The 14606-nt window shown below is 68.7% G+C and carries 1 protein-coding gene (only partly in view); it reads left to right on the top strand.

All 14606 nt of this window come from inside a single coding sequence — locus LVJ94_32470, non-ribosomal peptide synthase/polyketide synthase (protein WXB01623.1), on the top strand. Of the gene's 37368 coding nucleotides, 20347 precede the window and 2415 follow it; the stretch shown corresponds to coding positions 20348-34953, spanning codon 6783 (partial) through codon 11651 (complete); the first complete codon in view begins at position 3. Both codon boundaries (start and stop) fall beyond the window edges.

The following is a 14606-nucleotide window of genomic DNA, read 5'->3' as shown; positions in this document are numbered from 1 at the left end:
TCGACGCGCTCGTGGCCGAACTCCGCGACGTCGAGGACGTGTACCGCCTGGCGCCCCTCCAGCAGGGGATGCTCTTTCACACCTTGCGCGAAGCGCACTCCGGCGTGTACGTCGTGCAGCTGAGTTGCATCATCGAAGGCGCGCTCGATGTCGAGCGGCTGGAGCGCGCGTGGCAGAGGACCGCGGCGCGGCACACCACGTTGCGGACGTCCTTCCATTGGGAGGGGCTCGCCGAGGCGGTGCAGGTCGTTCATCGCGACGCGGTGCTCGGCATCGACGTCGAGGACCTTCGCGGGTGGACGAGCGAGGCGCAGGCCCATCGCCTCGAGGCGTACCTCGTCGAGGATCGACGGCGCGGCTTCGACCTGGCCAAGGCACCGCTGATGCGGCTTTGGCTCGGTCGAATCGGCGACGAAGCGTATCGCCTCGTGCTCACCACGCACCATCTGATCAGCGATGGTTGGAGCTCACCGGTTTTCTTCAAGGACGTCTTCGAAAGCTACGAACGACTCTCCGACGAGGTGCCCCCGAGCTCGCCGCGGCAAGGCCGTCCTTACCGTGACTACGTGGCGTGGCTCGCGCGCCAGGATCTCGCCAAGGCGGAGGCCTTCTGGCGCGAGAAACTTCGCGGCTTCTCGGCGCCGACCCCGTTGCGTCTTCGCGCCGGGGCGGAGGGCGATGGAGCGCGCGAAGCGCAGGTGAAGCTGTCCGATGCGGCGACGGCGGCCCTCGATGCGGTTGCACGCAAGCACCACCTGACCTTGAACACCCTCGTCCAGGGGGCGTGGGCGGTCCTTCTCCATCGCTACAGCGGTGAGAAGGACGTCGTGTTCGGCGCCACCGTCTCGGGCCGGCCGGCGGAGCTCCCGGGCGTGGAGTCGATGGTCGGCTTGTTCATCAACACGCTCCCCATGCGCACGCAGGTGAGCCTGGAGCGGCCACTCTTCCCTTGGCTGCGCGAGCTGCAGGAGCAGCAGGTCGAAACGCGGCAGTTCGAGTACAGCCCGCTGGTCGATGTCCAGGCGTGGAGCGAGGTGCCTCGCGGGCAGGCGCTGTTCGACACCATCGTGGTCTTTGAGAATTTCCCGATGGGCGAACAGGGGAGCCCCTCGAACATGCTTCGCATCCGCGACGTTCAGGCCGCGGAGCAGACGAACTACGGCCTGACGGCCTTCGCCTTCCCTGGACGCGCGCTCGAGTTGAAGATCCTCTACGACGCCGCGCAGTTCGATCGCGGCTCCGTGGAGCGCCTCCTTGGCCACTGGTGCACGCTGCTCGAGGGAATGGCGCCTGCGGCATCCACGAGCGGCCGAATCGGCGAATTGCCCATGCTCACCGACGCCGAGCGGCACACGGTGCTGGAGGCATGGAACGACACGACGGCGGCTTACCCCGAAGCGCCCGTGTACGAGTTGGTCACCACACAGGCGTGGCGAACGCCCGACGCGGTGGCCGCGGTCTTCGAGGACGGGCACCTCACGTACGGCGAACTTGACCGACGGTCCAATCAATTGGCGCACGCCCTGCGCGCGCTCGGTGTCGGTCGTGGCGTGCTGGTGGGGCTGCTCCTGGAGCGCCGTGCGGAGATGCTCGTCGCGCTCTTGGGCATCGCCAAGACGGGGGCGGCGTACGTGCCGCTGGACCCGGGCCATCCGCCATCGCGCACGGAGCTCGTCCTGGCCGACGCGCAGGTGTCGGTCCTGGTGACGGAGGAGCGGCTGCTGGCGAAGGTGTCGCTGCGGCCGGATACCGTCGTGTGCCTCGACACGGACCGCGCGGCGATCGCCGGAAAGCACGAGGGCCCGCTCGGCGTCCGCGTATCGGGCGACGACCTCGCCTACGTGCTCTACACGTCGGGTTCGACCGGGCGCCCGAAGGGCGTGGCGGTTCCTCACCGCGCGCTCACGAATTTCCTGAGCGCCATGGCCAAGCGGCCGGGCATTGCATCCAGCGATCGCTTGCTCGCGGTCACCACGCTGTCGTTCGACATTGCGGGGCTCGAGTTGTGGCTCCCGTTGATCGCGGGTGCGTGCGTCGAGATCGCGGGACGGGACATCGCGTCCGATGGGGAGCAGCTGTCGCTGCACTTGCAACGGAGCGCGCCGACCATCATGCAAGCGACACCGGCCACCTGGCGCATGCTTCGCGATGCGGGGTGGGCAGGCTCCAGCGCTTTGAAGCTTCTTTGCGGTGGTGAAGCGTTGCCGCCGACCCTCGCCGCCGACTTGGCGGAGCGAAGCGCCTCCCTGTGGAACATGTACGGTCCGACGGAGACGACGATTTGGTCGGCCGTCGAGCGGCTCGAGGCGCCCCGCGGTCTCGTGCCCATCGGGCGCGGCATCGACAACACCACGCTGTACGTGATGGACGCGGAGAACGAGCCCGCCGCGATGGGCGTCGCCGGGGAGCTCTGGATCGGAGGCGACGGCGTCGCCCACGGCTACCTTGGCCGCCCCGACCTGTCCGCGGAGAAGTTCGTCGCCGACCCCTTCGCAAACGCCCCCGGGGCGCGCGTGTATCGAACGGGCGATCTGGTGCGGTGGCTGGGCGAAGGGCAGCTCGAGTTCCTCGGCCGGGTGGATCACCAGGTCAAGATCCGCGGGTTCCGCATCGAGCTCGGTGAGATCGAAGCCGCGTTGGGCGAGCACCCCAAGGTGCGCGCGTGCGTGGCCGTGGTAAGGGAAGATGCTCCGGGGGAGAAGCAGCTCGTCGCCTACGTGGTTCTCGACGAGGGCGCCGCGCTGGATTCGCTGCGGGCACACCTGCATGCAACATTGCCCGCGTACATGGTTCCGACGGCATTCGTGCCGTTGGAGGCGTTGCCGCTGAATACGAGCGGGAAGGTCGACCGGAAGGCGTTGCCGGCCCCCGACGCGCCCAGTGCCGCAGGCGATCGGTACGAGGCACCGCGGACCGATGCGGAGGAGTTGCTCGCGGGCATCTTCGCCGACGTGCTCCGCCAGGCCAGGGTGGGGGTGCGGGACGATTTCTTCGAGCTCGGTGGTCATTCGCTTCTCGCGACCCAGCTCGTCTCGCGGCTGCGCGCGGCCTTCGGTGTCGAGCTTCCCTTGCGGGCTCTGTTCGAGGCGCCGACCGTCGTGGGGCTCGCCGCCCGGCTCGAAGATGCACGGCGCGAGGGCACCGCCGTGACCCCGCCGATCGAGGCACTCCCGCGGGACGGAGACGCGCTGCCGCTGTCGTTCGCCGAGCAGCGTCTTTGGTTCTTGGACCAACTGGAGCCGGGTGGCACCTCCTACAATCTGCCCGCGGCGTTGCGACTGCGCGGCGCGCTCGATACCACGGCGCTCGAGGGAGCGTTCGCGGCGCTGGTGCGCCGGCACGAGACGTTGCGCACGACGTTCGGCTCCAAAGATGGCGCGGCATGGCGGACGATTCACGACGCCCCCGCCACGTGGACCATCCCGGTGCTGGATCTCTCGTCGCTCGCGGAAAAAGAGCACGAGGCCGGGCGCCGGATGCGGGAGGACGCGAATCGTCCGTTCGACCTGGCCGGCGGCCCGCTGCTCCGCACCTGGCTGCTGCGCCTCGGCGACGACGACCACGTGCTCCTCGTGACGATGCACCACATCGTGTCGGACGCATGGTCGATGGGGGTCCTCGTGCAGGAGCTCGGTGCGCTGTATGCGGCGCTGGCCGAAGAAACGCCGTCGCCGCTTCCCGAGCTGGGGACTCAATACGCGGACTTTGCCGCGTGGCAGCGGCGCTGGCTCGCGGGCGCCACCCTCGACGCGCAGCTCGCCTATTGGCGCGAGAAGCTCTCCGGTGCGGCGGCCCTCGCGCTGCCGACGGACCGCCCGCGGCCGGCCATTCAGACGTACCGCGGTGCAAGCCGCGAGGTGCGGGTCCCCGCCGAGCTCACAGAGGCGCTCCGCCGCGTAGGCCGCGAACGCGGTGCGACGCTGTTCATGACCTTGATGACCGCGTTCCAGGTCCTTCTCGCGCGCTACAGCGGCTCGACGGACGTGAGCGTGGGTACGCCGGTGGCCAATCGGAATCGCGCCGAGATCGAGCCGCTCATCGGCTTCTTCGTGAACACGCTGGTGATGCGCAGCGACCTGTCGAACAATCCGCGCTTCGCGGATGCCCTGGCTCGGGTGCGGGAGTCGGCCCTGGGCGCGTATGCGCACCAAGACGTGCCCTTCGAGAAACTGGTCGAGGCGCTCGGTGTGCCGCGCGATGCGAGCCGTACGCCGCTCTTCCAGGTCATGTTCGTGCTCCAGAACGCACCGCTTCGCGCGCTGTCGCTGCCCGGGCTGGAGCTGTCGCCGGTGACCGTGGAGACGGAGGTTGCGCAGTTCGACATGACCCTGACCATGGGGGAGTCGGACGGCGAGCTTCGCGGCGCGCTGGTCTACAACCGCGATCTGTTCGACGCGGAGACCATCGAGCGCCTGGTTGCCAACTTCGGTGTGCTGCTCGATGGCATCGCCAAGGCGCCCCAGGAGCGCATCGCCCAGCTGCCGCTCTTGACGGATGCGGAGCGGACCACACTGCTGGCCTCGTGGAACGACACCGAGGTTCGCTACCCCGAGGCCACCATCGGCGCGATGTTCGAGGCCCAGGCGATGCGGACCCCCGATGCCGTGGCGGCCGTCTACGAAGACCGCTCGCTGACGTACCGGGAGCTCGACCGCCGCGCCAATCGGCTGGCCCGTCGCCTCCGCGATCTCGGGGTCGGTCCCGAGACCTTGGTCGGGTTGTGCATGTCACGCTCGCTCGAGCTCGTGATCGGGTTGTTCGGCATCTTGAAGGCGGGTGGCGCCTACGTGCCGCTCGATCCCGCGTACCCGAGCGAGCGCGTTGCGTTCATGCTCGAGGACACGGGCGCCCCCGTCGTGGTCACCGAACCGGCGCTCTTGCCGCGCTTGTCCGAGCACGGCGCGCAGCTCGTTTGCCTGGATGCCGGTGAAGAAGCCGAGAGGATCGAACCCGGCGCGAGCGCGGATCACGTGGCCTACGTGATTTACACCTCGGGGTCGACGGGGCGCCCGAAGGGCGTGATGATCCATCATCGCAGCGCCGTTGCGTTTGCAACGTGGTCGAAACAGGTTTTCGGCCCCGAGGAGCTTTGCGGCGTCTTGGCGGCGACGTCCATCTGCTTCGACCTGTCGGTGTTCGAGCTGGTGGTTCCCTTGTGTTGGGGCGGGCGCGCGATTCTCGCGAACGATGCGCTGCATCTCCCGCAGCTTCCCCATGCGACGCAGGTGACCCTGATCAACACCGTGCCATCCGCCATGGCCGCGTTGCTCGAGATGGGGGGCGTCCCCGAGTCGGTGACCACGGTGAACCTCGCGGGCGAGCCGCTCTCGGAAGATCTGGCCGCCCGTGTTCTGGCGCGGCCGCACGTCGACCGGCTCTTGAACCTGTACGGCCCGAGCGAGAGCACGACCTACTCCACGTACGCCGCCGTGGCACCGCAGGGCAAGCCGAGCATCGGCGGGCCGGTGGGCAATACGCAGGTCTACGTGCTCGACGCCGAAGGCTCGACGGCCCCCATGGGCGTTCCCGGTGAGTTGTACATCGGCGGTGTGGGCCTTTCGCGTGGCTACCTGGCGCGACCGTCGCTCACCGCGGAGCGCTTCGTGCCCTTCGAGGGCGGTGCCCGCATGTACCGCACCGGTGACGTCGCGCGATGGCTCTCGGACGGGCAGTTGGACTTTCTCGGGCGCATCGACCATCAGGTGAAGATCCGAGGCTTCCGCATCGAGTTGGGCGAGATCGAGGCGGCGCTCCGCGAGCACGCGGACGTGCGGGCGTGCGTCGTCGTGGCGCGAGGTACCCAGGGCGAGCAGCGCATCGTGGCCTACGTGGTTCTGGACGAAGGTGCGACCCTTTCGTCGGGCACGCTCCGGGAGCATCTGGGCGCGACCTTGCCGGCGTACATGGTTCCGTCGACGTTCGTCCCGCTGGATGCGCTGCCGCTCACCGCGAACGGAAAGGTCGATCGCAAGGCCTTGCCGGCCCCGGATGCCGCGCACGGCGAGACGGATGCCGTCTACGAGGCGCCGCGAACGATGCTCGAGGAGCGCCTCGCGGAGATCTGGAGCACGGTGCTCCGGTTGCCTCGGGTGGGCATTCACGAGAACTTTTTCGAGATCGGCGGCGACTCCATTCTGACGATTCAAGTCGTCTCGCGGGCCCAGCAAATGGGCATTTCGCTGTCGCCGCGCCTGTTGTTCCAGCATCCGAGCATCGCCCAGCTCGCGGGGGTGGCGTCGACCCTTCGTGATGCGCGGACCTTGGCCGAGCAGGGAATGGTCACGGGCGAGGCGCCGTTGACGGCGATCCAGCGATGGTTCCTCGAGCAACGCCTCGCCGCGCCCCAGCATTGGAACCAATCGGTGCTTCTCGAGGTACCCGCAGGGTTCGATGCCGCGGGCTTCGAGAGCACCTTGAAGCGCGTGGCCCAGCATCACGACGCCCTCCGTCTGCGCTTCGTGCGCGAGGGCGAAGTCTGGACGCAGCGGCACGCCGAGTCGGGTGAACTCGTCGCGTGGGGGCGCGTCGATCTCGCCGGCCTCTCGGAAGCGGACCGCTGGCGTGCGATCGAAACCCGTGCGGCCGAGGAGCAAGCGGCGATGGACCTCGCCCATGGGCCGCTCCTGCGTGCGGTGTGGTTCGATGCGGACCGCGATGCGGGACGCCTGCTTCTCGTGGCGCACCACCTGGTCATCGACGGCGTCTCGTGGCGCATCTTGCTCGAGGACCTGACCCGCGAGTCCCCGCTGCCGCCGAAGACGACGTCGTTCAAGCAATGGTCCGAGCGGCTCGCCGCGTACGCCGGGACCTCCGAGCTTGCGGGCGAGATCGCCTACTGGACCGCGCGCCCGTGGCACGACGTCCGTCCCATTCCACGGGATCATGCGCGCGGAGAGAACCTCGCCGTCTCCGTGGAGACGGTGAGCGTGGGCTTGACCGACGACGAGACGAACGCGCTCCTCAAGCGTGTGCCGTCGGTCTACCGAACGCAGATCAACGATGCGCTCCTGACGGCACTGTCGCAGACCTTGGCCGAATGGACCGGCGCCGAGGCCGCGCTGGTCGATCTCGAAGGGCACGGACGTGAGGAGCTGCTCGAGGACGTCGACCTGTCGCGCACCCTGGGCTGGTTCACGGCGCTCTATCCGGTGGTGCTCGAGGTCGGGCGCGTGAAGGCTCCCGGCGCCGTGCTCAAATCCGTGAAGGAGCAGCTTCGCGCGATTCCACATCGCGGCGTGGGCTACGGCCTGCTGCGTTACGTGCGCGGGGGCGAAACGGCCGAGGCGCTGGCGCGTCTGCCGGCGGCCGAGGTGATCTTCAATTACCTGGGGCAGGTGGGGGCACCCTCCGCATTCCGTCCGGCGCCCGAGTCGCGTGGCCACGATCGCGATCCACGGGACGTGCGTGCGCACCTCCTCGAGATCAACGGCATCGTGACCGACGGGCGGCTGCACCTCGATTGGTCCTTCAGCGCCAACGTGCACCTGCGCGAGACCATCGCGCAGCTGGCGGGCCGCTTCCTGGCGCACGTGCGCGCGCTGATTGCCCATTGCGCGCTGCCGGCCGTCGGTGGTTTCACCCCGTCGGACTTCCCGCTGGCGAAGCTCACCCAGCCGGAACTCGACGCGCTCCTGGGCAACGGCCACCACGTCGAAGACGTCTATCGCCTCTCGCCGGTGCAGCACGGAATGCTGTTCCACACGCTGCGCGAGCCGCACTCGGGGGTGTACGTCGAGCAGCACCGCTTCGTGCTCGACGGTCATCTGGACGCGGCGGCCTTCGAAAAGGCGTGGCAGTGCGTCGTGGCACGGCACGCCATTCTGCGCTCTTCGTTCCATTCGGGGCTGGGGGAGCCGGTGCAGGTGGTGCATCGCCAGGTGACGGTGGTCGTGGTGAACGAGGACCTTCGCGCTCTGCCCGAGACCGAGCGGCGCGAACGGTGCGAGCACTACCTCGCCGAGGATCGTGCCCGAGGCTTCGAGTTGACGCGTCCCCCGCTGCTTCGCGTCCGGGTCGCACACCTGACGTCGGACCCGTCGTACGAGGTGGTCGTGAGCTTCCATCACCTCCTGGCCGATGGGTGGAGCTTGCCGCTGCTCGTGGGCGACGTGTTCGCGACGTACGAGGCGCTGCGTCTGGGGCATGAGCCAAACCGCGAGACGAGTCGTCCGTACCGCGACTACATCGCGTGGCTCGAGCGCCAGGACCTGGGCAAGGCGCGGGCCTTCTGGCGCGAGCACTTGCGCGGCTTCTCCGAGCCGACGTCGCTGCGTCTGGAAAGCCCGTCCGCCGAACGCGCTCCGGAGCCGGGACGCGAGATCGCAGTGCGTCTCTCCAAGGAGACGACGCGGGCCCTCAACGCCCTCGCGCGTGCGCGGCGCACCACCTTGAACACCTTGGTGCAAGGCGCATGGGCCATCCTCGTGAGCCGCTACAGCGGCGAGCGCGAGGTGGTGTTCGGCACCACGGTGTCCGGCCGCCCGGCGGAGATCGAGGGCATCGCATCGATGGTGGGCTTGTTCATCAACACGCTCCCCCTGCGCGTGAGCGTCCCCGCCGACGCGCGGCTGCCCGTGTGGCTGGAGCAGCTCCAGCAGCGGCTGGTCGAGATGCGTCAGTTCGAATACAGCCCGCTGGTCGAGGTGCACGGTTGGAGCGACGTGCCTCGCGGGCAATCGATGTTCGACACCATCGTCGTGTTCGAGAACTACCCCATCGACGGTGCTGCGGTTCCTGCAAGCGAGTTGCGTGTTCGCGATGTCCGCGGACTGGAGCAGACGAACTTCGGCCTCACGGCGGTGGCCGTGCCCGAACAGGAGCTCGGTCTGCGCATCGCCTACGATACGGCGCGCTACCAAAAGAGCTCCGTGGAAGGCCTCGCCCGCCACTGGTCCACGTTGCTGGAGCAGATGGCCGCGACCCCAGAGGCGCGCATCGGTGAGCTGTCGCTCCTGTCGGCCTCCGAGGAGCAAACGCTGGTGCAGGCATGGAACGAGACCGCCGCGCCGGAGCGTTCGCACGCGAGCTTCGCCGCGTCGTTCGACGAGCAGGCGGCAAGGACACCGAATGCCGTGGCGGTGCTCTTCGGGGCCGAGCACGTCAGCTACGCCGAGCTGAATCAGCGCGCCGGCGCGTTCGCGGGGCGGTTGCGCGCCGCGGGGCTCGGACCCGAGTCGGTGGTGGCCATTTCGATGGATCGCGGGGTGGAATTCCTCACGGCCATGCTGGGCGTGTGGAAGATCGGAGCGGCCTACCTGCCGCTGGATCCCGAGCATCCTTCCGAGCGGCGTTCGGACGTCGTCGCGCGAAGTCGTGCGCGCTGCGTGGTGACGGCGGGGCTGAACATCGAGCCCGCGGCCGGTGACGAAGGGCTCTCGTCGGGTGTCGCCGGGAATCGTCAGATGGCCTACGTCATCTACACGTCGGGTTCGACCGGTGTGCCGAAGGGCGCCATGGTCGAACAGAGAGGCATGCTGAACCACCTCGATGCCAAGGTGGGGGATCTCGCGCTCACCGCGTCCGACGTGGTGGCGCAAACCGCCTCGCAGTGCTTCGACATCTCGGTGTGGCAGTACCTGTCGGCGCTGCTCGTGGGTGGGAGCGTGCGTGTGCTTCCCAACGAGGTGGCGCACGATCCGCGAGCGCTGTTCGACGAGGTGGCGGTGTCCGGGGTGACCATCCTGGAGGTGGTTCCGTCGCTGCTCCGCGCCGTGTTGGACGGCATCGAAGCACGCGGGGAGGCGCCAAACCTTTCCGCGTTGCGGTGGCTCTTGGTGACGGGGGAGGCGCTGTCGCCCGAGTTGTGCCGCAAGTGGTTGCGCGTCTATCCGGAGATCCCGCTGATGAACGCGTACGGTCCGACGGAGTGCTCGGACGACGTGACGCATCGGGTGATCGCGGCGCCGCTGGAGGCGGACGTCGTGAACACGCCCATCGGGCGCCCGATTCGAAATACGCAGCTGTACGTGCTCGATGCGCACCATCAGCTGGCACCGGCGGGGGTGATGGGCGAGCTGTACGTTGGAGGCTCGGGCGTGGGGCGCGGGTACTTGAACGACGCCACGCGCACGGCGGAGAGCTTCGTCCCCGATCCCTTCGGCGGGGATCGTCTCTACAAGACGGGCGACCTCGCCCGTTGGCTCCCGAGCGGCGAGCTGGAGTTCCTCGGGCGCATCGACCACCAAGTGAAGGTGCGCGGCTACCGCATCGAGCTCGGCGAGATCGAGACGGCGCTGGAGCAGCACGAGGCCGTTCGCGACGTCGTCGTCGTGGCGCGCCAGCAGCGGCTCGTGGCGTACATCGTGCGTCACGAGTCCTCGCGCGAGTCGGCCGATCTCCGGGCGTACCTGGAGTCGAAGCTCCCGCCCTACATGGTTCCGTCGGCCTTCGTGGAGCTTCCGGCGCTGCCGCTCACCGCGAACGGCAAAGTCGATCGCAAGGCGCTCCCCGAGCCGGACGCGGCGACCGCCTCGGAGTCGGGCGATGCTCCGCGCAACGACGTCGAAGCGCTCGTGGCGGGCATCGTCTCGGACGTGCTGGGCATTCCGCAGATCGGCGTGCACGACGACTTCTTCGCGCTGGGCGGCCATTCGCTTCTCGCGACGCAGGTCGTTGCGCGGTTGGCCGCGACCTTCTCTGTGGAGGTCTCCCTCCGCGCCCTCTTCGAGGAGCCCACCGTCGCGGGCATGGCCTCGCGGATCCAGACCGCGCAACGCGCCGGCATGGCCATGAGCGTGCCCCCGATCGACGCCGTCGCGCGGGATGAGGAGCTCGCGCTGTCATTTGCCGAGCAGAGGCTCTGGTTCTTGGACCAACTCGAGCCGGGTGGAAGCGCCTACAACATCGCCGCGGCGTTGCGGCTCGAGGGCGCGCTCGACGAGAAGGCGCTGGCGCGCGCGTTCGGCGACGTCGTGCGCCGCCATGAAACGCTGCGCACGACGTTCGCCTCGGAGGATGGCCGCCCCCGACGGCAGATCGCGCCGGCGGCACCGTGGTGGATTCCGATGATCGAGCTCACCGGATCCGCGCCCGACGACGTCCACGAGCGCGCACGCGAAGAGGCCAACGCCCCCTTCGACCTCGAGAACGACCCGCTGTTGCGCACCACCTTGCTGCGCCTTGGTGCGCAGGAGCACGTGCTGCTCGTCACGATGCACCACATCGTGTCGGACGGGTGGTCGATGGGCGTGCTGGTCAAGGAAGTCGCCGCGCTCTATGCCGCGTTCACCGAGGGCAAGCCCTCTCCGTTGCCCGAGCTCGACGTCCAATACGCCGACTTCGCATCGTGGCAACGCCGGTGGCTTTCCGGCGACGTTCTCGAAGCCCAGCTCGCGTATTGGCGCGAGCGCCTCGCCGGCATGGCCGTGCTCGATTTGCCGACGGATCGCCCGCGCCCGCCCATTCAGTCCTACCGCGGGGCGACGGAGCAGGTGCTGCTGCCGAGGGAGCTCACGACCGCACTTCACCGTGTGAGCCGCGCCCACGGTGCGACTTTGTTCATGACCTTGGTGGCCGCCTTCCAGGTGCTCCTCGGGCGCTACAGCGGCGCGACCGACGTCGGCGTCGGAACGCCGGTGGCCAATCGCGGCCGCGCCGAGCTCGAGCCGCTCATCGGCTTCTTCGTGAACACGTTGGTCATGCGCAGCGATCTGTCGCAGAACCCGCGCTTCGTCGACCTCTTGAAGCAGGTTCGCGAGAACGCACTCGGCGCCTACGCGCACCAAGACGTGCCGTTCGAAAAGCTGGTCGAGGTCCTGGGCGTGGAGCGCGACGCGAGCCGCTCTCCGCTCTTCCAAGTGATGATCGCCCTGCAGAATGCACCGGTGTCGTCGCTCTCCCTGCCAGGGGTGCAGCTCTCGCCGCAGGCCACGCCCTCGGAGGTTGCCAAGTTCGACCTGACGCTCTGGCTCGGCGAATCCGATGGCGAGGTCCACGGCACCTTGGAATACAACCGCGATCTCTTCGACGCGGAGACCGCGGCGCGGATGGCCGCCAACTTCCGCGCGTTGCTCGAGGGCATCGCAGCCTCTCCGGATCGGCGCATCGCCGAGCTGCCGCTTCTCACCGAGGCGGAGCGCACGCGCGTGCTGGCCGAGTGGAACGATACCGCCGCCATTCAGCCCGATGCGCGCGTCCACGAGCTGTTCGAGGCCCAGGCCGCGCGAACACCGGATCGCATCGCGCTCGTCTTCGAGGATGCGCAGGTCACCTATGCCGAATTGGACCGTCGGTCCAACCAAATGGCGCACCGCCTCCGCGGGCTCGGGGTGGGGCCGGGATCCATCGTCGGGCTGCTCGTGGAGCGCTCAGTCGCGATGGTCGTGGGCCTCTTGGGCATCGCCAAGTCGGGCGCGGCCTATCTGCCCTTGGATCCGAGCCACCCGGCGGCGCGCACCGAATTCATGCTTCGCGACGCGCAGCTGTCCGTGCTCGTGGCGGAGCAAAGGCTGCTGGCGAATCTGCCGCACGCGCCGGAGACGGTCCTCTGCCTGGACGTGGACGCGGAGCTCGCGAGCATGCCCGGATCGTCGCCCCGGGTCCGAACCTCGGGCGAGGACCTCGCCTACGTCCTCTACACGTCCGGCTCGACGGGCCGGCCGAAGGGCGTCGAAGTTCCGCACCGCGCGCTGACCAATTTCCTGGGCGCCATGGCCAAGCGTCCCGGGCTCGAGGCTCGGGATCGCCTGCTCGCCGTGACCACGCTCTCGTTCGACATCGCCGGGCTCGAGCTTTGGTTGCCCTTGGTCACCGGGGCGTGCGTCGAGGTTCTCGCACGCGAGGTCGTCATGGACGGCGAGCTTCTCGCGAAGCGCATGCAGGAGACCGCGCCCACCGTGATGCAAGCGACGCCCGCGACCTGGCGGATGCTGCGCGATGCGGGGTGGAGTGGATCGCCGGGCCTCAAGGTTCTCTGCGGCGGCGAGGCCCTGCCCGCGGCGCTTGCGGGCGATCTGCTCGATCGCAGTGCATCGCTCTGGAACATGTACGGCCCCACGGAGACCACGATTTGGTCGGCGGTGGAGCACATCGAAACGCCGTCCGCGCTCGTTCCCATCGGGCGCGGCATCGACAACACGACGCTGTACGTTCTGGACTCGGAAAACGAGCCCGCGCCCATCGGCGTTGCCGGGGAGCTCTCGATCGGCGGCGCGGGCGTGGTGCGAGGCTACGGGGGTCGCCCGGAGCTGGCAGCGGAGAAGTTCGTCCCCGATCCGTTCGGCAGCCCCGGAGCGCGCTTGTATCGAACGGGCGACGTCGTGCGATGGCTCGGGCAGGGGAAGCTCGAGTTTCTCGACCGCGCGGATCACCAAGTCAAAATCCGTGGCTTCCGGATCGAGCTCGGCGAAATCGAAGCCGCCCTCGCGGTACACGATGCGGTGCGCGCATGCGTGGTGGTGGCATGGGAGGACGCGCCCGGGCAGAAGCGCCTCGTGGCCTACGTGGTGCTCCGTCCCTCGGCGACATCCTCGGCGGTGCTTCGACCGCACCTGGAGTCCAAGTTGCCGGCGTACATGGTGCCATCGGCCTTCGTCGAACTGGACGCGCTGCCGCTGAACACAAATGGCAAAGTCGATCGCAAGGCCTTGCCGGCACCCGACGCGAGCTCATGGCCCGCGAGCACCGATGGCGCGTACGAGGCGCCTCGGAATGCCGTCGAGGAGATCACCGCAGGCATCGTCGCCGGTGTGCTCGGGCGGAGCTCCGTGGGGATCCGCGACGACTTCTTCGCGCTGGGCGGGCATTCGTTGCTCGCGACGCAGGTGGTTTCACGCCTCCGTGCGGCATTCCAGATCGAGCTGCCTCTCGGGGCCCTCTTCGAGGAGCCGACGGTCGCCGCGCTGGCCCTGCGCATCGCGGGATCTCGCGTGGGCACGGCTGCACCGCCGATCGTGCTCGTGGCGCGGGAGCCCGGGATGCCGCTGTCGTTCGCCGAGCAGCGACTCTGGTTCTTGGACCAACTGGCGCCGGGCGAGAGCTCGTACAACGTGCCCGCGGGGCTTCGGCTGCGCGGTGCGCTCGATACGGGCGCGCTCGAGCGCGCCTTCGCGGAGCTCGTGCGACGGCATGAAACGCTGCGTACGACCTTCCCGTCGAAACATGGCGCGCCCTCGCGAACGATTCACCCTGCGCCTGCGCATTGGATCATTCCACGGGTGGATCTCTCCTCGCATGGGGACCGCGAGGCGGAGTGCCAGCATCGCGCGCGCCTCGAGGCGGGCATCCCCTTCGACTTGGCCAAGGGGCCGCTGCTGCGCACGACCCTGTTGCGGCTCGGGCCCGATGACCATGCGTTGCTCGTGACGATGCACCACATCGTGTCGGATGGCTGGTCGATGGGCGTGCTGGTTCGCGAGGTGGCTGCGCTCTACGAGGCCTTCGCGTCGGGCAACGCCTCGCCGCTTCCGGAGCTCGCGGTGCAATACGCCGACGTTGTCGCGTGGCAGCGCCAATGGCTCGTGGACGACGTGCTCGCGACGCAGCTCGACTATTGGCGTACGCGACTCGCCGGTGCGCAGCCGCTGCAGTTGCCCACGGATCGTCCCCGCCCGGCGGTTCAAACGTACCGCGGCGCGCGGCACGACGTGGTGCTCTCCGCGGAGCTCACG

This window comes from Sorangiineae bacterium MSr11367, from assembly GCA_037157805.1.
Taxonomy (GTDB): domain Bacteria; phylum Myxococcota_A; class Polyangia; order Polyangiales; family Polyangiaceae; genus Pendulispora; species Pendulispora rubella.
This window is presented reverse-complemented; position numbering and strand designations above follow the sequence as displayed.